Genomic DNA, 22510 nt, shown 5'->3' with positions numbered 1-22510 from the left:
CACCCTCTCGAGACACCGCTGCTCCGCGCCGCGGCGCACGTCGGAGCCCGCACCGTCGACGGGCTCGGCATGCTCGTGCACCAGGCGGCGTTGCAGCAGGAGCTGTGGCTCGGCGTGCGGCCTGACCCGGCCGTGATGCGCGCGGCGGCCCTTCGCCAGCTCGGCCACCAGTAGCCTCACGCGCGATGTTGCGCTTCCTCACGGCCGGCGAGTCCCACGGACAGGCGCTCGTCGTCATCCTCGAGGGACTGCCCGCCGGGCTCGAGATCACGGTCGAGGACATCCAAGCCGAGATGGCCCGCCGCCGGCTCGGCTACGGGCGCGGTCCACGCCAGCGGTTCGAGGTCGACGAGCTCACGCTGGTCGGTGGGGTGCGCCACGGACGCACGCTCGGTTCGCCGGTGGCCATCGAAATCGGCAACACCGAATGGCCGAAGTGGGAAACCGTGATGTCCGCCGATCCCGTGGACCCCGCGGAGCTGAAGGACATCGCCCGCAACGAGCCGCTCACCCGCCCGCGGCCCGGCCACGCCGACTACGCAGGCATGCTCAAGTACGGCTTCGACGACGCCCGCCCGGTGCTGGAGCGCGCCAGTGCCCGCGAAACGGCGGCCCGCGTCGCAGCGGGCACCATCGCTCGGGCATTCCTTCGGCAGGCGCTCGGCGTCGAGGTGCTTTCACACGTCATCTCCATCGGCGCGTCCGCCCCCTACGACGGCCCGCCCCCGCAGGCCGCCGACCTGGCCGCCATCGACGCAAGCCCGGTGCGCGCATTCGACAAGGACGCCGAGGCCAGGATGATCGCCGAGATCGAAGCCGCCAAGGCGGACGGCGACACGCTGGGCGGCGTGGTCGAGGTCGTCGCGAACGGCCTGCCGATCGGGCTCGGCTCTTTCACCAGCGGTGACAACCGCCTCGACAGCCAGTTGGCCGGCGCGGTCATGGGTATTCAGGCGATCAAGGGTGTGGAGATCGGCGACGGCTTCGAAACCGCGCGTCGCCGCGGCAGCGTCGCTCACGACGAGATGTATCCGGGGCCGGGCGGTGTGATGCGCTCGACGAACCGTGCGGGCGGTCTGGAGGGCGGCATGACCAACGGCCAGGCCTTGCGGGTGCGGGCCGCGATGAAGCCGATCTCGACGGTGCCGCGGGCCCTGTCCACCGTCGACATGGCCACGGGCGACGAGGCCGTCGCGATTCACCAGCGCTCCGACGTGTGTGCCGTGCCTGCCGCCGGCGTCGTGGTCGAGACCATGGTGGCGCTGGTGCTTGCCCGCGCGGCGCTGGAGAAGTTCGGTGGCGACTCGCTGGCCGAGACCCGAGCCAACCTCGAAACGTATCTGCGCTCCGTGCGCTCGCGAGGAGCAGGACAGCAGGATGCGCCGCGCGAACCTGCTCAACGCTCTCAGGCGTCGGGCTGATGGCACCCAAGGCGGTACTGATCGGGCTGCCCGGTTCGGGCAAGTCCACGATCGGTCGCCGGTTGGCCAAGTCGCTCGGCGTCGAATTATTGGACACCGACGCGGCGATCGAGCAGACGACCGGCCGCGCCATTCCCGACATCTTCGCCAACGACGGCGAACAAGAGTTCCGGCGCATCGAGGAAGAAGTCGTCCGCGAGGCACTGGGATCACACGAAGGCGTGCTTTCGCTGGGCGGCGGCGCCATCACCAGTCCCGGTGTGCGCGAGGCGCTTTCCGGTCACACCGTGGTCTACCTCGAGATCAGCGCGGCCGAAGGGGTTCGCCGCACAGGCGGTACCACCGTGCGGCCGTTGCTGGCCGGTGACGATCGGGCAGAGAAGTTTCGTGCATTGATGTCCCAGCGTGTTCCGCTGTACCGCAAATCGGCGACGATCCGCGTCAACACCAACCGACGCAATCCCGGCGCAGTGGTGCGCTACATCGCGTCACGACTGGAGAATCCGCAAGCGGACGACGCGCCGCCCAAAACCAAGCCGCGACGGCGCCGCCGTCCGTCGTGGCGTCGCACCCCGGTATCGCTGACGCCGAGCGCATCGGAGGCCACCACGCCCGCCAGTCCGGCCGAGTTGGCGCGCCGCGCCGAGGCCCGCCATGACTGACCTGACCGCGCCCGTCACCGTCGAGGTGAAAACCGACCCGCCGTATCCGGTGGTCATCGGTACCGGCTTGATGGGGGAGTTGGGCGGCGTCCTCGAAGGCAGGCACAAGGTCGCGATTCTGCACCAGCCGACGCTGGCGCAGACGGCAGAGGCGATCCGTAACCATCTGTCCGACAAGGGAGTCGACGCACATCGCGTCGAGATCCCCGACGCCGAAGCGGGCAAGGAACTGCCCGTTCTGGGCTTCATCTGGGAAGTGCTCGGCCGCATCGGCGTCGGCCGCAAGGATGCCGTCGTCAGCCTCGGCGGGGGAGCGGCGACCGATGTCGCGGGATTCGCCGCCGCCACCTGGCTGCGTGGAATCGATATCGTGCATGTGCCGACGACGTTGCTCGGCATGGTGGACGCCGCGGTCGGCGGGAAAACCGGCATCAACACCGATGCGGGGAAGAACCTCGTCGGGGCATTCCACCAGCCCGCCGCGGTGCTCGTCGACCTGGCGACATTGGAGACGTTGCCGCGCAACGAGATCGTCGCAGGCATGGCGGAGATCGTGAAGGCAGGTTTCATCGCCGACCCGGTGATCCTCGATCTCATCGAAGCCGATCCCGAGGCCGCACTGGATCCGACGGGTCAGGTCCTGCCGGAACTGATCCGCCGCGCCGTGACGGTCAAGGCGGAAGTGGTCGCCGCCGACGAGAAGGAATCGCAGTTGCGCGAGATCCTGAACTACGGCCACACTTTGGCCCACGCCATCGAGCGCCGCGAGCGCTACCAGTGGCGCCACGGCGCCGCCGTGTCGGTGGGCTTGGTGTTCGCCGCTGAACTGGGCAGGCTGGCCGGTCGACTCGACGACGACACCGCCGAGCGGCACCGCGCCGTGTTGAAGTCGCTCGGCCTTCCGGTCAACTATGACGCCGACGCGCTGCCACAGTTGATCGAATACATGGCCGGTGACAAGAAGACTCGCTCGGGAATATTGCGCTTCGTCGTCCTCGACGGGCTGGCGAAGCCGGGACGGCTGGAAGGTCCGGATCCTTCATTGCTCGCGGCGGCGTACGCGGAGGTGGCACAGGCATGACGACGGTGAATGTCATCAACGGCCCGAACCTGGGCCGACTAGGCCGGCGTGAGACGCAGGTCTACGGCAGCACGACGCACGACGATCTCGTCGCGATGATCGAGCGTGAGGCCGCCGAGCTCGGGCTCAAAGCGGTTGTGCGGCAATCGGACAGCGAAGCCGAACTGTTGAACTGGATCCACCTTGCCGCCGACGCCGGCGAGCCGGTCGTTTTGAACGCAGGCGCGCTGACGCACACCTCGATCGCCTTGAGGGATGCGTGCGCCGAACTGCGCGCCCCGCTGATCGAAGTGCACATCTCCAATGTGCATGCGAGAGAAGAGTTCAGGCACCACTCGTACCTCAGCGCGATCGCCACCGGCGTCATCGTCGGACTCGGCGCGCAAGGCTACCTGCTCGCGCTGCGCTACCTCGCCTCGCGCGACTAGCGCTCCACGCCTTTCGGGCGCGGCCGCGGTGTGACGTGTGGGCTTAGGTCTGTTCCTGGCGATGCTGCTCGGTCGGCGTCTCGTCGGCGGGCGCGTCCGGATGCCGCACGGCGGCGAACACGTCGGTGTCCGCGCGCTCGTCATCGCCGGCGCCGGAGCCATGCCGCTGACGCGGTTCGTCTTCGGCGTGCCGGTCGACGACCCAATGGCCGATCGCGACGCCGGCGATCGCCGCGAGGAAGGTCAGCAGTGCGGTGAACGCTGCGAAGGTGGTGAGCTCGTTGATCAGCCCACCCACATAGAGGCCCTTGTAGAACAGCGAGATCAGCCACGCGACCGCGCCGCTGACGAGTCCCGCGAACAGGCCGGCCAGCAGCCACGTCATCGCCAGGTCTTGGCGACGGTCGGGATCGGGGTTGGCCCGTGCGTCCGAGCGGCCGTCGAGGAAACCCCAGACGAACACGATGATCGTGAAAATGACGACGAGGGTGATGCTGATCAGTCCCGCCTTGGTCTCCCAGGCGTTGATCGCCGCGCCCTGCACCAGTCGGATGAAAACCATCAGGGCCGCGAACACCAGTCCGCGCAGCAACCACTTACTCATGGGGCATCACCTTAGCGAGTAGCGTCAAGACCTGTGACTATATCGCAGCGCCGAGACCGGTTAAGGAAGCGGCTTGAGTCCGACGGACTGGCCGCGATGCTGGTAACGCGCCTGGTCAACGTGCGTTACCTGTCCGGTTTCACCGGTTCCAACGTGGCGTTGCTTATTCGCGCGGACGACGACACTCCGGTGTTGGCCACCGATGGGCGCTATCGCACCCAGGCGAGCCAGCAGGCGCCGGACGCCGAAATCGTGATCGAGCGTGCATGCGGGCCGTATCTGGCCGGACGGGCTGCGGCGGACGGGGTGCGCCGGTTGGGCTTCGAGAGTCACGTCGTCACGGTCGAAGGGTTCGACGCGCTGACGAAGCAAGCCCGCGACACGGAGTTGGTCCGTGCACCGGGCACGGTCGAGGCGCTGCGGGAGATAAAGGACGCAGGCGAGATCGCGCTGTTGCGGCTGGCCTGCGAGGCGGCCGATGCCGCGCTTGCCGATCTCGTCGGACGGGGAGGGCTGCGCGCCGGCCGCACCGAGCGCGAGGTGGGCCGCGACCTGGAATCGTTGATGCTGGATCACGGCGCAGACGGGGTGTCATTCGAGACGATCGTTGCGGCCGGTGCGAACTCGGCGATCCCGCACCACAGGCCGACCGATGCGGTCCTCGCGGCGGGTGATTTCGTCAAGATCGACTTCGGCGCGCTGGTGTGCGGATACCACTCGGATATGACGCGCACCTTCGTGCTTGAGCCCGCCGCGCAATGGCAGCTCGACCTCTATGACCTGGTCGCCGACGCCCAGCGGGCCGGACGGGAAGCGGTGCGGCCGGGTGTGGCGCTGCGCGACGTGGACCGCGCGTCGCGGCAGGTGATCGCCGACGCGGGATATGCCGAGAACTTCACCCATGGTCTCGGGCACGGCGTCGGCCTCGAAATCCACGAAGCACCGGGAATCAACGCCTCGGCCGCCGGTACACTGCTTGCTGGCTCCACGGTGACCGTGGAACCCGGTGTCTACTTGCCCGATCGCGGCGGTGTCCGCATCGAGGACACCCTGGTCGTATGCGAGGCGGCCGGGGAGCCGCTTGGCCTGCGACATCAGACATCAGACGTGCTTACCCAGTTCCCCAGGGAACTGGCCATTCTCGATTGAGAGACGAGGAGTAGTACCGCGTGGCATCGACCGCCGACTTCAAGAACGGTGTCGTTCTGAACATTGATGGCCAGCTGTGGTCCATCGTCGAGTTCCAACACGTCAAACCGGGCAAGGGCCCCGCGTTCGTGCGCACCAAGCTGAAGAACGTGCTGTCGGGCAAGGTCGTCGACAAGACGTTCAACGCGGGGGTCAAGGTCGAAACGGCGACGGTGGACCGCCGCGACACCACATACCTCTACCGCGACGGCTCGGAATTCGTGTTCATGGACAGCCGGGACTACGAGCAACACCATCTGCCGGAGTCGTTGGTCGGTGACGACGCGCGCTTCCTGCTCGAGAGCCTGCCGGTGCAGGTGGCGTTCCACAACGGGACGGCGCTCTACATCGAGTTGCCGGTGACCGTCGAACTCGAGGTCACCCACACCGACCCCGGCCTGCAGGGCGACCGGTCCAGTGCGGGCACGAAGCCGGCGACTGTGGAGACCGGGGCCGAGATTCAGGTGCCGCTGTTCATCAACACCGGTGACAAGCTCAAGGTCGACTCGCGCGACGGCAGTTACCTGGGCCGGGTGAATTGACCAGACCCAAGCGCGACAGGGGTAGGCACCAGGCCCGTAAGCGGGCGGTGGACCTGCTCTTCGAGGCGGAGGCCCGCAGCATCACGCCCGCAGAGGCCGCGCAAGCGCGGGAGTCGTTGGCGCAGAACCAATCCGACGTGGCGGCGCTGAACCCGTACACGGTGACGGTGGCTCAGGGTGTCACGCAGCATTCCGCGCACATCGACGATCTCATCTCGGCGCACCTGCAGGGCTGGACGCTTGACCGCCTGCCCGCCGTCGATCGGGCGATCCTGCGGGTCGCGGTCTGGGAACTGCTGCACGCCGAGGATGTGCCCGAACCGGTGGCCGTCGACGAGGCCGTCGAACTGGCCAAGCATCTGTCCACCGACGAATCGCCCGGGTTCGTCAACGGCGTGCTGGGCCAGGTGATGTTGGTGACGCCGCAGATTCGGGCGGCCTCGGCTGCCATTCGGGGCGGTTCAGACAATCCCTGACCAGATCGGCCGCGTCTTCTACTCTTGCCGGGTGGCCGCACCACAGGCTGGGCGCCGTGCCACGGCCCCCAAAACGTCGCCAAGGTGTGTAGTTCACACCGTCTGGTAGGTCGGCAGGTCGATCGAATCTGCGGCGGTGAACCAGATTCTGCTTGCAATCGGCCGGAACGGCCAGCGCTGCATCCACTTCATCACCGCGATGTTCGTCGCGATATCCGAGGGCGAGTCGGGTGCGTAGCGGTCGACGCGGTTGGGGATGTCCTGGCACTTGTCGACGTAGGGGCGCATCTTGCTGTCATACCGCTGTAACGCTTCTTGAATCCGCTGCGCGTCAGACGATTCCGCTGGCCCGAGTTCACCGGCCAGGAGGTATGCGCCGACCAGTGCCAGGCTGGTGCCCATGCCGCTGAGCGGTGAGGCGCAGTACCCGGCATCGCCGACGAGGGTGACGCGGCCCGATGTCCAGGTCGGCATCTTCACCTGAAGGAAAGAGTCGAAGTAGAAGTCGTCGGCCTGCTGTGCGGCGGCAAGCAGGGCATCGCACTGCCACCCGGCGCCGGCGAACCGTTCGACGAGGAGCTGACGTTGCTCGTCGAGATCATGACGGTCGTAGACGATCGGCTCCGAGGCAAAAGCCAGACCTGCCTTGGCCGTTGCGGGGTCATGGGTGGGCCGCATGGATGCGTTGAGACCGCCCGGCGCCAGGTACATGAGGTACCAGCCGGCCAACCCGACGTGGTCGGGCGCGGTGAACCATGCGTTGTAACCGCCGAGCGGCTCGACGAACTGGTCCTCAGGCCCGAACGCCAAGCCGCGCACGGCGGAATGCGGGCCGTCGGCGCCGACTACGAGATCGGCGCGCAGCGAAGTGCCGTCCGCGAGGGTGACGTCGACGCCGTCGTCGTCTCGCTCGAGCGCCGAAATACGTGTGTTGAAGCGATATTCGACGGAGTCCTTCGTGGCCTGGTACAGCACGTCGACGAGGTCGCCGCGAAGGATCTCCAGCTTGGACACCAGCCCGTTGCCGTCGAAGGCGGTGACCGGCATCTCGGCGCGGCGGCTGCCGTCGGACGCCACCCAGGCAACGCCGTGCTGTTCGAGGGCGCGGTGTCGCATCTCCGGCGTGAGGCCCATGCGCTCGACGACCTCGCCACCGGCGCCGCGTAGGTCGACGGTTTGGCCGCCGGGACGAATGCCGTGCGCGACCTCGACGACGATCACGCGGTAGCCGTTCTTGGTGAGCCATCGGGCCAGTGCGGGTCCGGCGATACCTGCGCCGCTGATCACCACTGTCGGTTGTGCCACGGCACCAGAGTAGGGGTCGCGTCGCGCGTCACAGGTCACGTGTTGGTGTGGGTCGCTGCGGCAAAGGTGGAGTAGCGCGCTACAAATCAGATACCGAGCGCCTGGTATGTGCGGCGCACGAATTTCGGTTGCACGCCCTGCAATTTGGCGAGCGACGTGTTACCGGCGACCGCCGACCCGGCATCAGCCGACATGTCCGGCTGGTTCTGAATCAAGTAGATCAGGATGAGCTCCGCCGACGGATCGGCCAGCCACCATGTGCCGTATGCACCCGGCCACGTGAAGCTGCCCTTGCCGCCGGGGCCGAACAACTGCCGCGACTTCGCCGGATCGGTGACGACCGACAAGTTCAAGCCGAACCCGCGACCGATCCAATAGGGCATCCCCAGAAAGGGAAACCGCCTCTGCTCCTCGGTCAGCCGGTCCGTGCGCATCAATCGCACGGACTCTTCGGACAACACCCGAGTCCCGTTGAGCGTCCCGAAGCCGAGAAGCATCCGCACGAACCGCAGGTAGTCGTCGGCCGTCGACCACAGGCCGGCCCCGCCGCTGCACAACGGCGGATCCGTGATCGGTGCGGGACCCATCGAGTCATGGTGCAGTGTGTCGTCTGCGCCCAGTTGATACATCGTCGCCGCACGCTGCCGGCCCTTCGGGCCGACGCTGAATCCGGTGTCGGGCATGCCGACCGGACCGAGGATGCGCTCGGACAACACGTCGGCCAGCGGTTTGCCTTCGATCCGAGACAACGCGACGCCGAGCACATCGGTCGAGACGCTGTAGGTCAACCGGGCGCCCGGCTGATGGGCCAGTGGAAGTCTGGCCAGATCCGCCAGCCAGCCGTCCTGGTCCTGGCGATGCGACAGCTTTCCGTACGCGCGCGCGAGCGCACCGCGTACCGAGAACACATACGCGAAACCGCTCCGATGGGTCATCAGATCGTCGATCGTGATCGGCCGCTCGGCGGGAACGGTGTCGTCCAGCGAGCCGTGGACATCCGTCATCACGCGTAGCTCCGACAATTCCGGCAGCCACTTCGTCACAGGATCGGTCACGGCCAGCCTGCCTTCGTCGACAAGCGTCATCGCCGCGGCTACTGTGACCGGCTTCGTCATCGAGGCGATACGGAACATGGTGTCGCGCTGCATCGGCAGGCGAGCCTCGACGTCGCGGTAGCCGAGCTCGCCTACCTGCAGTACCTCGCCGGCCTGCCATATCATCGTGACCGCCCCGGCGAGCAGGCCCGCATCGATCGCCTCGTTTATGGATGCACGGTTGCTGTCGAGATTCACCGGCGCCAGGTTACTGCGGGCCGTCGGTGTCGCTGACTGCCGCTCCGTTCACAGGTGCTAAGCTGCCCGGCAGTTCGACGTCCTTTAACGATCCGTCCAGAGAGGCGGAGAAGGAGGTCAGGGGCACTTGGGCGCTACCGACTCTGCTGACACCGACCGGGAACTGATGACCGCGGCGGATGTCAGCCGGACCATTTCCCGCATCGCCCACGAGATCATCGAGAAGACCGAGCTTGACGGTCCCGATGCTCCGCGCGTCGTCCTTCTCGGGATACCGACTCGCGGCGTCGCGCTGGCGGCCAGGCTGGCCGACAAGATCCGTGAGTTCGCCGGCGTCGACGTCCCGCACGGCGGACTCGACATCACGCTCTACCGCGACGACCTCAACATCAAACCGCCGCGGCCACTGGAAGACACGTCCATACCCGACGAGGGCATCGACGACACGGTGGTGGTCCTGGTCGACGACGTTTTGTATTCCGGCCGCACAGTGCGCGCGGCGCTCGATGCGCTCCGCGATGTCGGACGCCCGCGCGCGGTGCAGCTCGCCGTCTTCGTCGATCGTGGCCACCGGGAGTTGCCGCTGCGTGCCGATTACGTCGGCAAGAACGTGCCGACCTCGCGCAGCGACAACATCAAAGTGCGGCTGACGGAGCACGACGGGCATGACGGCGTGCGGATCGCATCTTACGGAGGTCCCGTCCGATGAGCCCACGGCACCTGTTGTCTGCAGCCGACCTGACGCGCGACGAGGCCACCGCGATCCTCGACGACGCCGACCGATTCCGCGATTCGCTGCTCGGCCGCGAAGTCAAGAAGCTGCCGACCCTGCGCGGACGCACCGTGATCACGATGTTCTACGAGAACTCGACCCGCACCCGGGTGTCGTTCGAGGTGGCGGGCAAGTGGATGAGTGCCGACGTCATCAACGTCAGCTCGTCCGGCTCGTCGGTGGCCAAGGGGGAGTCGCTTCGCGATACGGCGCTGACGTTGCGCGCGGCCGGGGCCGACGCCCTGATCATCCGCCACCCCGCGTCGGGGGCTGCGCAGCAACTGGCCGAGTGGACGGCCACCGAAGACGGTGGCCCGTCGGTGATCAATGCGGGCGACGGCACCCACGAGCATCCGACGCAGGCGCTGCTCGACGCGCTCACCGTCCGCCAACGGCTCGGCGGCATCGAGGGCAAGCGGGTCGTCATCGTCGGCGACGTCCTGCACAGCCGAGTGGCCCGGTCCAACGTCCTACTGCTGCACACCCTCGGCGCCGAGGTGGTCCTGGTGGCGCCGCCGACCCTCCTGCCCGTCGGGGTGTCCGGCTGGCCCGTGACCGTGTCGCACGACCTCGACGCCGAGTTGCCGCTCGCCGACGCGGTACTGATGCTGCGGGTGCAGGCCGAGCGGATGACGGGCGGGTTCTTCCCGTCCGCGCGGGAGTACTCGACGCTCTACGGGCTGTCGGAGAAACGGCAGGCGATGCTGCCGGGCAACGCGGTGGTGCTGCATCCCGGACCCATGCTGCGCGGCATGGAAATCTCGTCGTCGGTGGCTGATTCCACGCAATCGGCTGTGCTGCAACAGGTTTCCAACGGCGTGCATATCAGGATGGCGGTGCTGTTCCACCTGATGGTCGGCGCCGATGTGGAGGCGATCAGCGCATGAGCGTTCTCATTCGCGGTGTACAGCTCTACGGCGAGGGCGATCGGGCCGACGTCCTGGTCGACGACGGCCAGATCGTCGGCATCGGCGCGGACCTGTCGATCCCCGACGATGCCGACGTCGTCGACGCCACCGGCCAGATCCTGCTGCCCGGCTTGGTCGATCTGCACACGCACCTGCGCGAGCCGGGACGTGAGTACGCCGAAGACATCGAGACCGGCTCGGCGGCAGCCGCTCTGGGTGGTTACACCGCGGTCTTCGCAATGGCGAACACCAACCCGGTGGCCGATAGCCCCGTGGTGACCGACCACGTCTGGTATCGCGGCCAGCAGGTCGGGCTCGTCGATGTGCATCCGGTCGGTGCGGTCACCATGGGCCTGGCCGGAGCGCAGTTGACCGAAATGGGATTAATGGCCGCCGGTGCGGGACAGGTCCGGATGTTCTCCGACGACGGCATCTGCGTCCACGATCCGCTGGTGATGCGACGTGCCCTCGAGTACGCCACGGGTCTGGGTGTGCTGATCGCCCAGCACGCCGAGGAGCCGCGGCTCACCGTCGGCGCCGTAGCCCACGAAGGCCCGAACGCCGCCCGTCTCGGCCTGGCCGGCTGGCCGCGCGCCGCCGAGGAGTCGATCGTGGCGCGCGACGCGCTGCTCGCGCGCGATGCCGGGGCTCGGGTGCACATCTGTCACGCTTCGACTGCGGGCACCGTCGAGATCATCAGATGGGCCAAGGAGCAAGGCATCTCGATCACCGCCGAGGTGACGCCCCACCATCTGTTGCTCGACGACAACCGGCTGGCCACCTACGACGGGCGCAACCGCGTCAACCCGCCGCTGCGCGAGTCCAGCGACGCCGAGGCTCTACGGCAGGCGCTCGTCGACGGCGTCATTGACTGCGTGGCCACCGACCACGCACCGCACGCCGAGCACGAGAAGATGTGCGAGTTCGCCAATGCCCGGCCCGGCATGCTGGGCCTGCAGACGGCGCTGTCGGTAGTCGTCGAGACGATGGTGCAACCCGGGCTTTTCACCTGGCGCGACGTCGCCCGGGTGATGAGCGAGAACCCGGCCCGCATCGTCGGGTTGCCCGACCACGGCAGGCCGCTCGAGGTCGGCGAGCCCGCCAACCTCACCGTCGTGGACCCCGATGCGACGTGGACCGTCGCCGGCAAGGAGTTGGCCAGCCGATCGGACAACACCCCATACGAAACGATGACGCTGCCCGGCTCGGTGACGTTGACGCTCCTGCGTGGCAAGGTCACCGCGCGAGATGGAAAATCGCCAGCATGAGTACCGGCACGCTCGTTGGTTCGCTGATCGTCGCCGCCGTGCTCGCGGTGGCGATCGGGTTCGCCGTCCAGGCCATGATGCGCGGGTGGCGGCACCGAGCCGAGCGCCAGGTCGAGCTGATCGGGGCGCTGCCTGCGATGCCGGACACGGTCGGACCGGCGATCGTCCCGGCGACCAAGGGCCTCTATGTCGGCAGCACGCTCGCGCCGAGCTGGCAGGATCGCATCGCGGTCGGCGACCTCGGTTACCGCACGAAAGCCGTGCTGACCCGCTATCCCGAGGGCATCATGCTGCAGCGCAGCGGCGGTCGTCCGATCTGGATACCCGACGAGTCGATCACCGCCATCCGCGCCGAGCGCGGCATCGCGGGCAAGGCCCTCACCCACCACGGCATCCTGGCCATCAGGTGGCGGCTACCGTCGGGCACGGAGATCGACACCGGGTTCCGCGGCAACGACCGCACGCAGTACGCCCAATGGCTGGGGGAGGAGGCGGCATGAGTCGAGCGCCGACGAGCGCTGGTCGGCAGGAGCAGAAGGCACTGTTGGTCCTCGACGACGGCAGGATCTTCACCGGCACATCGTTTGGGGCGCTGGGCCAGACGCTCGGCGAGGCGGTGTTCTCCACCGGTATGTCGGGCTACCAGGAGACGCTGACCGACCCCAGCTATCACCGCCAGATCGTCATCGCCACCGCGCCGCAGATCGGCAACACCGGCTGGAACCACGAGGACGCGGAGAGCCGCGGCGACAAGATCTGGGTCGCCGGCTACGCGGTACGGGACCCGTCGCCCCGCGCTTCCAGCTGGCGGGCCACCGGAACCCTCGACGACGAACTCGTCAGGCAGGGCATCGTCGGCATCGCGGGCATCGATACCCGCGCGGTGGTCCGGCACCTGCGCAGCTTCGGTTCGATGAAGGCCGGGGTGTTCTCCGGGCCCGCATTGGCGGCGACATCAGGCTCGGGTGACGCGTCCATGGACGAGCTGCTGGATCGGGTCCGCAGCCAGCCGTCGATGCTCGGCGCCGACCTGGCGGGCCAAGTCAGCACCGACGGCGGTTACGTCGTCGAAACCGACGGGCCGCAGCGGTTCACCGTCGCCGCGATCGATCTCGGCATCAAAACCAACACGCCGCGAAACTTCGCCCGGCGCGGCATCCGCAGCCATGTGCTGCCGTCCTCAACGACCTTCGAGCAGATCGCCGACCTCAAGCCCGACGGTGTGTTCCTGTCCAACGGGCCGGGAGACCCCGCGACCGCCGACCACGTCGTCGGTGTCACCCGCGAGGTGCTGGGCGCCGGAATCCCGTTGTTCGGCATCTGTTTCGGCAACCAGATTCTCGGGCGCGCACTCGGCCGTCCGACCTACAAGATGGTGTTCGGTCATCGCGGCATCAACGTTCCGGTCATCGACCACATCACCGGCCGGGTCGCTGTCACCGCGCAGAATCACGGGTTCGCGCTCGAGGGCGAAGCGGGGGAGAAGTTCGACACGCCGTTCGGCGCCGCAGAAGTGAGCCATACCTGCGCCAACGACGGGGTAGTCGAGGGCATCAGGCTCGTCGACGGACGCGCGTTCTCGGTGCAGTATCACCCCGAGGCGGCGGCAGGACCGCACGACGCCAACTACCTCTTCGACCAGTTCATCGACCTGATGTCGGAGGAAAGCTAGCGATGCCAGTCATTTCACCACTCACCGCGACGGTGCGTGTCTGCGCCACGCCACGCCGCGTTATTTCTGCAAACGCGCACGCTCGTCGTACGTGGACACTCAACACGACTGTGCCAATTCATACCGTCACCCGGCATGTCGCGTCAGTAACCGCACAGTCGCCGAACCACGGGTTTTTCGCGCACGCTCACTTGGGCGCGAGCGTGCGCAAAGGCTTGAAATTCGTCGGCGTGTCGTGTGCAGACGCGCACGCTCGCGGTGAAGGGCGGGCCGCGTAGTGCCGAGGCGGACTGATCTCAACCACATCCTGGTGATCGGCTCCGGGCCGATCATCATCGGACAGGCCTGCGAGTTCGACTATTCCGGCACGCAGGCCTGCCGCGTGCTTCGCGCCGAGGGTCTGCAGGTCAGCCTGGTCAACTCCAACCCGGCGACGATCATGACCGATCCCGAATACGCCGACCACACCTACATCGAGCCGATCACCCCGGCCTTCGTCGAGCGGGTCATCGCACAGCAGGCCGAGCGCGGCAACAAGATCGATGCACTGCTGGCGACTCTCGGCGGCCAGACCGCATTGAACACCGCGGTCGCGCTGTACGAGAACGGCGTGCTCGACCGTTACGGCGTCGAACTGATCGGCGCCGACTTCGAAGCGATCCAGCGCGGTGAGGACCGGCAGCGGTTCAAGGACATCGTCGCCAAGGTCGGCGGCGAATCGGCGCGCTCGAGGGTCTGTTTCACGATGGACGAGGTGCGCGAGACCGTCGAAGAACTCGGCCTACCGGTTGTGGTCCGCCCGTCGTTCACCATGGGCGGCCTCGGCTCGGGCATGGCGTACTCCGCCGAAGACGTCGACCGGATGGCGGGTGACGGCCTCGCCGCATCGCCATCGGCGAACGTGCTGATCGAGGAATCGATCTACGGCTGGAAGGAATTCGAGCTCGAGCTCATGCGCGACAGCCACGACAACGTCGTGGTGGTGTGCTCGATCGAGAACTTCGACCCGATGGGCGTGCACACCGGCGACTCGGTCACGGTGGCTCCCGCCATGACGCTCACCGACCGTGAATACCAGCGGATGCGTGACCTCGGCATCGCCGTCCTGCGCGAGGTGGGCGTCGACACCGGTGGCTGCAACATCCAATTCGCGGTCGACCCCGCCGACGGCAGGCTGGTCGTGATCGAGATGAACCCGCGGGTGTCACGGTCATCGGCGCTGGCATCCAAGGCGACCGGGTTCCCGATCGCCAAGATCGCGGCCAAGCTGGCGATCGGCTACACGCTCGACGAGATCATCAACGACATCACCAAGGAAACCCCGGCCTGCTTCGAGCCGACGCTCGACTACGTCGTGGTCAAGGCGCCACGGTTCGCGTTCGAGAAGTTCCCCGGCGCCGACCCGACGCTGACCACGACGATGAAGTCCGTCGGCGAGGCGATGTCGCTGGGCCGCAACTTCATCGAGGCGCTCGGCAAGGTGATGCGGTCGCTGGAGACGGGCCGTGCGGGCTTCTGGACCGGCCCCGATCCCGACGTGACCGTGCAGCAGCTGCTGGACCAGCTGAAGACCCCGACCGACGGTCGCCTGTACGACATCGAGTACGCATTGCGGCTCGGCGCGAGCGTGGAGGAGGTCGCGGCCGCCTCCGGTGTCGACCCCTGGTTCGTCGATCAGATCTACGGTCTGGTGTCGCTGCGCGCCGAACTGCTCGACGCCCCGGTGCTCGACGAAGAGCTGCTGAGGCGCGGCAAGCACAGCGGCCTGTCCGATCGTCAAATCGCGGCCCTGCGACCGGAACTCGCAGGCGAGGTCGGTGTCCGGGCACTGCGCCAACGGCTCGGCATCCACCCGGTGTACAAGACCGTCGACACCTGCGCAGCCGAGTTCGAGGCCAAGACGCCGTACCACTACAGCAGCTACGAACTCGACCCGGCAGCCGAGACCGAGGTGGCCCCGCAGGCCGAGAAACCGAAGGTGCTCATCCTGGGATCCGGACCGAATCGCATCGGCCAGGGCATCGAATTCGACTACAGCTGTGTGCACGCCGCGACAACGCTATCGGAGGCCGGATTCGAGACCGTGATGGTCAACTGCAACCCGGAGACGGTGTCGACGGACTACGACACCGCTGACCGGTTGTATTTCGAACCGCTGACCTTCGAGGACGTCCTGGAGGTGTACTACGCCGAATCTGCTTCTGGCGCAGGCGGTCCCGGTGTCGTCGGCGTCATCGTGCAGCTCGGTGGGCAGACCCCGCTCGGCTTGGCCGAAAGGTTGGAGAAGGCCGGCGTGCCGATCGTCGGCACCAGCCCGAAGGCCATCGACCTCGCGGAGGACCGCGGCGCTTTCGGCGAGGTGCTCAACACCGCCGGGCTGCCCGCACCACGGTTCGGCACCGCCACCAGCTTCGAGCAGGCTCGCCGCATCGCCGCCGACATCGGCTATCCGGTGCTGGTGCGGCCGTCGTACGTGCTGGGCGGGCGGGGCATGGAGATCGTGTACGACGAGGAGACCCTGCAGGGCTACATCACCCGCGCCACCGAACTCTCGCCCGAGCATCCTGTGCTCGTCGACCGGTTCCTCGAGGATGCCATCGAGATCGACGTCGACGCGCTGTGCGACGGCACCGAGGTGTACATCGGCGGGGTCATGGAGCACATCGAGGAAGCCGGTATTCACTCCGGCGACTCGGCGTGCGCGCTGCCGCCTGTCACGTTGGGCCGCAGCGATATCGAGTCGGTGCGAAAGGCCACCGAGGCCATCGCCCACGGCATCGGCGTCGTCGGCCTGCTCAACGTGCAGTACGCATTGAAGGACGACGTCCTCTACGTGCTGGAGGCCAATCCGCGGGCCAGTCGCACCGTGCCGTTCGTCTCGAAGGCCACCGCTGTGCCGCTTGCCAAGGCGTGCGCCCGAATCATGTTGGGCGCCAGCATCGCCCAATTGCGGGAAGAGGGCATCCTCGTCTCGAACGGCGACGGCGCAACCACACCGCGCAACGCCCCGGTGGCGGTGAAGGAGGCCGTGCTTCCGTTCCACCGCTTCCGCAGGGCCGATGGCTCCAACATCGATTCGCTACTCGGGCCCGAGATGAAGTCGACCGGCGAAGTGATGGGGATCGACCGCGACTTCGGCAGCGCCTTCGCCAAGAGCCAGACCGCCGCCTACGGTTCGCTGCCCGTGCAGGGCACCGTGTTCGTGTCGGTCGCCAACCGGGACAAGCGTTCGCTGGTGTTTCCCGTCAAGCGGCTCGCCGACCTCGGATTCCGCGTGCTGGCAACCGGCGGGACCGCTGAGATGCTGAGGCGCAACGGGATCCCGTGCGACGAGGTTCGTAAGCACTTCGAAGCACCCGGTGACGGCAGGCCTGCTGTGTCCGCGGTCGATGCCATCAAGGCCGGCGACGTCGACATGGTGATCAACACGCCCTACGGCAACTCCGGACCGCGCATCGACGGCTACGAGATCCGTTCGGCGGCAGTGGCGATGAACATTCCATGCGTGACGACGGTGCAGGGCGCCTCGGCTGCCGTGCAGGGCATCGAGTCCGGTATTCGCGGCGACATCGGCGTCATGTCACTGCAGGAGCTGCACAGCGCGCTGGAGCGATAGCGGTGGGCCGATTCGGCGCGCGGCTGTCCGGCGCCGTCGCGTCCAGAGGCCCGCTGTGCCCCGGCATCGATCCGCATCCAGAGCTTCTTCGCGCATGGGGTCTGACGGTCGACAGCAACGGTCTCAGCCGATTCAGTGACGCCTGCGTTGCGGCCTTCTCCGGCTTCGCGATCGTGAAGCCGCAGGTGGCGTTCTTCGAAGCCCATGGATCCGCCGGTTTCGCGGTGCTGGAGCGCACGATCGCCGCGTTGCGCGCCGAAGGCGTCCTCGTGCTGGCCGACGCGAAGCGCGGCGACATCGGCTCGACCATGGCCGCTTACGCCGAGGCGTGGGCGGGCCATTCGCCCTTGGCCGCCGACGCCGTCACCGCGTCGCCGTATCTCGGGTTCGGTTCCCTCGACCCGCTACTCGATCTGGCCGCCTCGAACGGCAGAGGTGTCTTCGTGCTGGCCGCGACATCCAATCCCGAGGGTGCGTCCGTGCAGAACGCAACGCAGGGCGACATCACCGTCGCCCAGGCAGTGATCGACGCCGCCGCCGGGCGCAACCGCGACGACGTGCCCGGCTCGGTCGGTGTGGTGGTCGGAGCCACCCTCAGCGACCCGCCCGATGTGAGTCGACTCAACGGACCGGTGCTCGTCCCCGGTGTCGGTGCGCAGGGCGGAAAGCCAGACGCCCTGGCCGGATTTGCGGGCGCACAGCCCGGTCAGCTGCTGCCCGCGGTGTCGCGGGAGGTGCTGCGCGCCGGTCCCGACGTCGGGAAGCTGCGCGACGCAGCAGAGAGGTATCGCGATGCAGTCGCATACCTGCTGTGATGGAGACGAACCGTAACCCGTGGCAAACGCCTGGGTCGTGCTGGTGGAGATCAAACGCTGATACGGGGGCGGCGGGACACCACACCGTGTCCCGCCGACCTCGCCGTTTTTTGCTGCCTTACAGCGGAATCCAGGTACCGAGGAACCAGAAGCCCCAGCCTGGGCCGTTTCCTGCGCGCATGGGGGTGACCTGCTGGCCGTTCCAGTTGAACGGCTGGTGGTCGCCTCGCGCCTGGTCGATACCGCGGTGCTGCCAGTCCACCGGCGCCGGCCCGCGGTCGTTGTGGTCGCCGGGGCGGTTGTCGTTCCAATGCTGGTCCTGGCAGGCAGGCGCGCCCGGTGCGTTGCAGGGCTGACCCGGCTGCGCCGACGCGGTGCCGAGTCCGACGCCGAATAGCCCGGCGAGACCTACTCCTGCGGCGAGCGTGGATGCGTAAGCGGCCCGTTTGAAGGTCATCTGTTTTCACTCCAGTTGTCGTCTGTGGGCGCGTGTTCGCCTCACCTGCACGACGCTAGGTAGGTGAGTTGGGCATCGACTGTGCGGCGATTAGGCGCGCGCTGTGGAGCCGATAACGGTTCGAAAACCGCTCCTGGTCAACGAGATTACGATGCAGTTCCGCCGTGTCCGCGGCCCGGGTGTGATTTGCGCGACACGGAAGCCGGGGACGCCGAGGCGACCACAGCGAGAAGCGCGAGACCGCTGGCAGCCAAATGAACGTCGGCCATCATTGGTCACTTCGATGCCGATTCACCCGACCCGACGCTCCGTGCTCGCTCGGCATGCGTGCGCCGTAGGCACATGCCCCTTGCCTGACCGGTGACGCTCGTCGTCAGGCGCCGAGTAGCAGCGCGACGACCGCACCTACCCCCGGAAGCCCTGGAACACCGCATGGAGCCAGGCCGAAAACCGTCCTACTACGCAATGTCGTTGTCGGCCCGCTCAGGTGCCCGGACACCGACGCAAACCCGTCCCGACACGCCCGAAACTCGGTGACCAGGCAAAATTTTCTTTTTTTGAAGGTTCACAGGACACGCTGAGCCCTCGGCCAGCCGTCCGGCGGGCGTGTTTTCACCCGGAAGTGGCCTAAAAACCCGGCGTATGCAGGCATTTCTGCGTGAATCCCGGCAATCACTGTGCTCCCACCCGTTTCGGCGGCCGCTGATGGCGGCGGCGGACATGCTGGGCTTTTGACGGCAGAACCCGGGGGTGGGGTTCGCTTTCGTCAGGTTGCGTGGGTACGGTCGTCGCTGCTGGCTGGTGTTGTGACCAGTCAAGACAGGAAACAATGATGGTGACGAGACGGAGGAACCCGTGGCCCTTCCCCAGTTGACCGACGAACAGCGCGCGGCAGCGTTGGAGAAGGCTGCTGCCGCACGTCGAGCACGTGCCGAACTCAAGGATCGGCTCAAGCGCGGCGGCACCAACCTCAAGCAAGTGCTGAAGGATGCCGAGAGCGACGAGGTCTTGGGCAAGATGAAGGTTTCTGCGCTTCTGGAGGCCCTGCCGAAGGTTGGCAAGGTCAAGGCGCAGGAAATCATGACCGAGCTCGAGATCGCCCCGACCCGCAGGCTGCGTGGCCTGGGTGATCGTCAGCGGAAGGCGCTGCTGGAAAAGTTCGACTTCTCGTAAGGGAGGTCGGTGAGCGAAGGCGGAGGACCGGACACGCACAAGGCCCCGGTCGTGGTGCTGTCCGGTCCGTCTGCCGTCGGGAAATCGACGATCGTGGGGTGCCTGCGCGAACGGATTCCCGATCTGCATTTCAGCGTTTCCGTGACCACCAGGGACCCGCGCCCTGGTGAGGTCGACGGTGTCGACTACTCGTTTGTCACGTCCGAGCGGTTCCAGCAGTTGATCGATGACGGCGCGCTGCTCGAGTGGGCCGAGATCCATGGCGGGCTGCACCGGTCAGGGACACCCGCCCAACCGATCCGAGACGCGACCTCTGCTGGTCGTCCGGTGCTCATCGAAGTCGATCTCGCCGGTGCGCGGGCCGTCAAGCACGCGATGCCCGAGGCCCTCACGGTGTTCCTCGCGCCGCCCAGTTGGGAGGTGCTGCAGAGCCGACTCACCGGCCGGGGCACCGAAACCCGCGAAGTCATGGACCGCAGGCTGGCCACGGCACGCGCCGAACTGGCCGCCAAGGAGCACTTCGACCGCGTCGTCGTGAACAGTCAATTGGAGGCTGCCTGCGCGGAATTGGTATCCTTGCTGGTGGACCCCAGATAAACCAGGCGCCGGCAACGGCGCGATGCGGCCCGCAAGCACGTGAGCACTTCACCAAACGCCAGGAGAATTTTTTAGTGAGCACCCCGCACGCCGACGCGCCGTTGGCCGCCGTCGAGGACCTCCATACGGCCCACAGCGGCTACGACACACCGCTGGGCATCACCAACCCGCCCATCGATGACCTGCTCGATCGCGCGTCGAGCAAGTACGCGCTGGTGATCTACGCCGCCAAGCGCGCACGGCAGATCAACGACTACTACAACCAGCTCGGCGACGGCATCCTCGAGTATGTCGGCCCGCTGGTCGAGCCCGGCCTGCAGGAGAAGCCGCTGTCGATCGCGCTGCGCGAGATCCACGAGGACCTGCTCGAGCACACCGAGGGCGAGTAGCCAGGCGTTCGAAGGTGGACCGCAAGCGGATCATCGTCGGCGTATCAGGCGGCATCGCCGCCTACAAGGCGTGCACGGTGGTCCGCCAGCTCACCGAGGCCGGCCACTTCGTCCGCGTCATTCCGACCGAGTCCGCGCTGCGGTTCGTCGGCGCGGCAACCTTCGAGGCGCTCTCCGGTCATCCCGTGCACACAGGCGTCTGGGATGACGTCCACGAGGTCCCGCACGTCCGGATCGGGCAGGAAGCGGACCTCGTCGTCGTCGCGCCCGCCACCGCCGACCTGCTCGCCCGAGCCGTTGCGGGCCGGGCCGACGATCTGCTGACCGCCACTCTGCTGACTGCCCGATGTCCGGTGTTGTACGCACCCGCGATGCACACCGAGATGTGGTTTCACCCGGCCACCATCGATAACGTGGCGACGCTGCGCCGCCGCGGAGCCGTCGTGGTCGAGCCCGCGTCCGGCCGGCTCACCGGCGCCGACAGCGGCGCCGGTCGGCTGCCCGAGGCCGAAGAGATCACCACGCTGGCCCAGCTGCTTCTTGAGCGCGCCGACTCGCTGCCCTACGACCTCGCAGGCGTCAAGGTGCTCGTCTCGGCGGGCGGGACCCGCGAACCGCTCGACCCCGTGCGTTTCATCGGCAACCGGTCCTCGGGAAAGCAGGGCTACGCGATGGCCCGCGTCGCGGCGCAGCGCGGCGCCGAAGTCACGCTGATCGCTGGCAACACCGCCGGGCTCATCGAGCCGGCGGGTGTCGACGTGGTCCACATCGGGTCGGCGGCTCAACTCAAGGACGCGGTGTCCAAGCACGCACCCGACGCGCACGTTCTCGTGATGGCCGCCGCCGTCGCCGACTTCCGGCCCGCGCACTTCGAGACCAACAAGATCAAGAAGGGCGCGTCCGAGCCCAGCGCGATCGAACTCACCCGCACAGACGACGTGCTGGCCGGCGCGGTGCGGGCGCGAACCGACGGCCAGCTGCCCAACATGCGCGCGATCGTCGGATTCGCCGCCGAGACCGGCGACGCGAACGGCGACGTACTGTTTCACGCCCGCGCCAAGCTGGCGCGCAAAGGCTGCGATTTGCTCGTCGTCAACGCCGTCGGCGAGAATCGCGCTTTCGAGGTAGACAGCAACGATGGATGGTTGCTCGCATCGGACGGCACCGAGGTGGCGCTGGAGCACGGTTCGAAAACTCTGATGGCCAGCCGTATCGTGGACGCGATTGTCGCGTTCCTGCATAACGGCGGCGGGTGAGCAGAGGCACACTCGGCTTGCGCTTAACGGTTGCGTGCCATGGGGGCGCACGCTTGGGTGCAACAGGGCGCACATATAATTTGATCAACTAAGTTTCTTATGGGAAAGCTGCAGCGAGAGGAATGACGCCGTGAGTGAAGGTCGGCTGTTCACCAGTGAGTCGGTGACCGAAGGGCACCCCGACAAGATCTGCGACGCGATCAGCGACTCGGTGCTCGACGCGCTGCTGGCCGACGACCCCAAGTCGCGGGTCGCAGTCGAAACGCTGGTCACCACCGGCCAGGTGCACGTCGTCGGCGAAGTCACTACGACCGCGAAGGAAGCGTTCGCCGACATCACCAATACGGTGCGCGCGCGCATCCTCGAGATCGGCTACGACTCCTCGGACAAGGGTTTCGACGGCGCCACCGCGGGCGTGAATATCGGCATCGGCGCGCAGTCGCCCGATATCGCCCAGGGCGTCGATACGGCCCATGAGGCCCGCGTCGAGGGCGCAGGTGACCCGTTGGACGCCCAGGGCGCAGGCGACCAGGGCCTGATGTTCGGCTACGCCATCCAGGACACTCCCGAGCTGATGCCGCTGCCGAT

General features: G+C 67.2%; 23 protein-coding genes and 1 pseudogene. 20 read left to right on the top strand and 4 right to left on the bottom strand.

Annotation, left to right across the window (positions count from 1 at the left end; all coding sequences use genetic code 11):
• Positions 1-69: 69 nt before the first annotated feature.
• From QOC76_RS30315 to aroQ, 5 genes and pseudogenes are all read left to right on the top strand, one after another.
• Positions 70-174 carry a hypothetical protein gene (locus tag QOC76_RS30315; RefSeq protein WP_526363562.1) on the top strand — a complete coding sequence of 35 codons (105 nt, stop codon included), beginning with the start codon at positions 70-72 and terminating at the stop codon, positions 172-174.
• Positions 175-185: 11 nt separating this feature from the next.
• A complete protein-coding gene (gene aroC, locus QOC76_RS30310) occupies positions 186-1421 on the top strand; it encodes a chorismate synthase (protein WP_526363560.1) in 1236 nt (411 codons plus the stop codon).
• Positions 1421-1942, top strand: a pseudogene (locus QOC76_RS30305) (shikimate kinase); the annotation flags it as partial. The gene aroC and the pseudogene QOC76_RS30305, both read left to right, overlap by 1 nt.
• 133 nt (positions 1943-2075) lie before the next feature.
• Positions 2076-3164, top strand: a complete 1089-nt coding sequence (gene aroB, locus QOC76_RS30300; protein ID WP_526363558.1) for a 3-dehydroquinate synthase — start codon at positions 2076-2078, stop codon at positions 3162-3164.
• Positions 3161-3592, top strand: a complete 432-nt coding sequence (gene aroQ / locus QOC76_RS30295) for a type II 3-dehydroquinate dehydratase (protein ID WP_526363556.1) — start codon at positions 3161-3163, stop codon at positions 3590-3592. The genes aroB and aroQ overlap by 4 nt, the downstream gene beginning before the upstream one ends.
• A 43-nt stretch (positions 3593-3635) precedes the next feature.
• Here aroQ and QOC76_RS30290 read toward each other — a convergent pair whose 3' ends face one another.
• A complete protein-coding gene (locus QOC76_RS30290; protein ID WP_526363554.1) occupies positions 3636-4196 on the bottom strand; it encodes a B-4DMT family transporter in 561 nt (186 codons plus the stop codon).
• Between the two features lie 33 nt (positions 4197-4229).
• On the opposite strand from QOC76_RS30290, the gene QOC76_RS30285 reads away from it, so the two are divergent.
• The 3 genes from QOC76_RS30285 to nusB are packed head-to-tail and all read left to right on the top strand — an operon-like array spanning position 4230 to position 6402.
• The gene (locus tag QOC76_RS30285; RefSeq protein ID WP_526363552.1) at positions 4230-5345 is read left to right on the top strand and encodes a M24 family metallopeptidase; all 1116 of its coding nucleotides are present in this window, start codon (positions 4230-4232) and stop codon (positions 5343-5345) included.
• 20 nt (positions 5346-5365) lie between these two features.
• Positions 5366-5926, top strand: coding sequence for an elongation factor P (gene efp / locus QOC76_RS30280; RefSeq protein ID WP_526363550.1), 561 nt, complete (start codon positions 5366-5368; stop codon positions 5924-5926).
• Entirely contained in the window at positions 5923-6402 is a 480-nt protein-coding gene (gene nusB, locus QOC76_RS30275) for a transcription antitermination factor NusB (protein WP_526363548.1), read from the top strand. The genes efp and nusB overlap by 4 nt, the downstream gene beginning before the upstream one ends.
• Before the next feature lie 93 nt (positions 6403-6495).
• On the opposite strand, the gene QOC76_RS30270 is transcribed toward nusB, so the two are convergent.
• Entirely contained in the window at positions 6496-7707 is a 1212-nt protein-coding gene (locus QOC76_RS30270; RefSeq protein WP_526363547.1) for an FAD-dependent oxidoreductase, read from the bottom strand.
• An 86-nt stretch (positions 7708-7793) separates the two neighbouring features.
• Entirely contained in the window at positions 7794-8999 is a 1206-nt protein-coding gene (locus QOC76_RS30265) for a serine hydrolase domain-containing protein (protein ID WP_526363545.1), read from the bottom strand.
• Positions 9000-9126: 127 nt separating this feature from the next.
• Here QOC76_RS30265 and pyrR point away from each other — a divergent pair, with 127 nt between their 5' ends.
• The 7 genes from pyrR to pyrF all read left to right on the top strand — a co-directional run bounded on the left by pyrR (position 9127) and on the right by pyrF (position 18050).
• A complete protein-coding gene (gene pyrR / locus QOC76_RS30260) occupies positions 9127-9708 on the top strand; it encodes a bifunctional pyr operon transcriptional regulator/uracil phosphoribosyltransferase PyrR (protein ID WP_526363543.1) in 582 nt (193 codons plus the stop codon).
• Positions 9705-10658 (top strand): aspartate carbamoyltransferase catalytic subunit, encoded by a 954-nt coding sequence (locus tag QOC76_RS30255; RefSeq protein WP_526363541.1) that lies wholly within the window; start codon positions 9705-9707, stop codon positions 10656-10658. Before pyrR ends, QOC76_RS30255 begins: the two co-directional genes overlap by 4 nt.
• Complete coding sequence (locus tag QOC76_RS30250) at positions 10655-11947, top strand: dihydroorotase (protein WP_526363540.1); 1293 nt, start codon at positions 10655-10657, stop codon at positions 11945-11947. Before QOC76_RS30255 ends, QOC76_RS30250 begins: the two co-directional genes overlap by 4 nt.
• The gene (locus tag QOC76_RS30245) at positions 11944-12447 is read left to right on the top strand and encodes a PH-like domain-containing protein (RefSeq protein WP_526363538.1); all 504 of its coding nucleotides are present in this window, start codon (positions 11944-11946) and stop codon (positions 12445-12447) included. The genes QOC76_RS30250 and QOC76_RS30245 overlap by 4 nt, the downstream gene beginning before the upstream one ends.
• On the top strand, positions 12444-13619 hold the full coding sequence (gene carA, locus QOC76_RS30240; protein WP_526363536.1) for a glutamine-hydrolyzing carbamoyl-phosphate synthase small subunit: 1176 nt from the start codon (positions 12444-12446) through the stop codon (positions 13617-13619). The genes QOC76_RS30245 and carA overlap by 4 nt, the downstream gene beginning before the upstream one ends.
• A 277-nt stretch (positions 13620-13896) precedes the next feature.
• The gene (carB, locus tag QOC76_RS30235; protein WP_526363534.1) at positions 13897-17235 is read left to right on the top strand and encodes a carbamoyl-phosphate synthase large subunit; all 3339 of its coding nucleotides are present in this window, start codon (positions 13897-13899) and stop codon (positions 17233-17235) included.
• A 2-nt stretch (positions 17236-17237) separates the two neighbouring features.
• Positions 17238-18050: an orotidine-5'-phosphate decarboxylase gene (pyrF, locus tag QOC76_RS30230; protein ID WP_526363532.1), complete on the top strand. Its 813-nt coding sequence runs from the start codon at positions 17238-17240 to the stop codon at positions 18048-18050.
• Between the two features lie 118 nt (positions 18051-18168).
• Here the strand turns inward: pyrF and QOC76_RS30225 are convergent, their stop codons facing one another.
• Complete coding sequence (locus tag QOC76_RS30225) at positions 18169-18507, bottom strand: hypothetical protein (protein WP_526363530.1); 339 nt, start codon at positions 18505-18507, stop codon at positions 18169-18171.
• A gap of 855 nt (positions 18508-19362) precedes the next feature.
• On the opposite strand from QOC76_RS30225, the gene mihF reads away from it, so the two are divergent.
• From mihF to QOC76_RS30200, 5 genes are all read left to right on the top strand, one after another.
• Positions 19363-19680 (top strand): integration host factor, actinobacterial type, encoded by a 318-nt coding sequence (gene mihF, locus QOC76_RS30220; RefSeq protein ID WP_085086895.1) that lies wholly within the window; start codon positions 19363-19365, stop codon positions 19678-19680.
• 9 nt (positions 19681-19689) lie between these two features.
• Complete coding sequence (gene gmk, locus QOC76_RS30215) at positions 19690-20277, top strand: guanylate kinase (protein WP_526363528.1); 588 nt, start codon at positions 19690-19692, stop codon at positions 20275-20277.
• A gap of 74 nt (positions 20278-20351) precedes the next feature.
• On the top strand, positions 20352-20666 hold the full coding sequence (rpoZ, locus tag QOC76_RS30210; protein WP_526363526.1) for a DNA-directed RNA polymerase subunit omega: 315 nt from the start codon (positions 20352-20354) through the stop codon (positions 20664-20666).
• 14 nt (positions 20667-20680) lie between these two features.
• Positions 20681-21922 carry a bifunctional phosphopantothenoylcysteine decarboxylase/phosphopantothenate--cysteine ligase CoaBC gene (coaBC, locus tag QOC76_RS30205; RefSeq protein WP_526363524.1) on the top strand — a complete coding sequence of 414 codons (1242 nt, stop codon included), beginning with the start codon at positions 20681-20683 and terminating at the stop codon, positions 21920-21922.
• A gap of 130 nt (positions 21923-22052) precedes the next feature.
• Positions 22053-22510, top strand: a 458-nt coding sequence (locus QOC76_RS30200) for an S-adenosylmethionine synthetase N-terminal domain-containing protein (protein WP_526363522.1), incomplete at its 3' end; no start/stop codon positions are given.

The organism is Mycobacterium sp. (assembly GCF_032159565.1).
In the GTDB taxonomy this organism is placed as follows: domain Bacteria; phylum Actinomycetota; class Actinomycetes; order Mycobacteriales; family Mycobacteriaceae; genus Mycobacterium.
The sequence above is the reverse complement of the archived record's forward strand: the minus strand, read 5'-3'. Positions and strand labels throughout refer to the sequence as shown.

Excerpts from the sequence above, each read along its gene's own strand:
- QOC76_RS30315 (WP_526363562.1), top strand. The coding sequence starts at position 70 with ATGCTCGTGCACCAGGCGGCGTTGCAGCAGGAGCTGTGGCTCGGCGTG.
- aroC (WP_526363560.1), top strand. The coding sequence starts at position 186 with ATGTTGCGCTTCCTCACGGCCGGCGAGTCCCACGGACAGGCGCTCGTC.
- aroB (WP_526363558.1), top strand. The coding sequence starts at position 2,076 with ATGACTGACCTGACCGCGCCCGTCACCGTCGAGGTGAAAACCGACCCG.
- aroQ (WP_526363556.1), top strand. The coding sequence starts at position 3,161 with ATGACGACGGTGAATGTCATCAACGGCCCGAACCTGGGCCGACTAGGC.
- QOC76_RS30290 (WP_526363554.1), bottom strand. The coding sequence starts at position 4,196 with ATGAGTAAGTGGTTGCTGCGCGGACTGGTGTTCGCGGCCCTGATGGTT.
- QOC76_RS30255 (WP_526363541.1), top strand. The coding sequence starts at position 9,705 with ATGAGCCCACGGCACCTGTTGTCTGCAGCCGACCTGACGCGCGACGAG.
- QOC76_RS30250 (WP_526363540.1), top strand. The coding sequence starts at position 10,655 with ATGAGCGTTCTCATTCGCGGTGTACAGCTCTACGGCGAGGGCGATCGG.
- QOC76_RS30245 (WP_526363538.1), top strand. The coding sequence starts at position 11,944 with ATGAGTACCGGCACGCTCGTTGGTTCGCTGATCGTCGCCGCCGTGCTC.
- carA (WP_526363536.1), top strand. The coding sequence starts at position 12,444 with ATGAGTCGAGCGCCGACGAGCGCTGGTCGGCAGGAGCAGAAGGCACTG.
- QOC76_RS30225 (WP_526363530.1), bottom strand. The coding sequence starts at position 18,507 with ATGACCTTCAAACGGGCCGCTTACGCATCCACGCTCGCCGCAGGAGTA.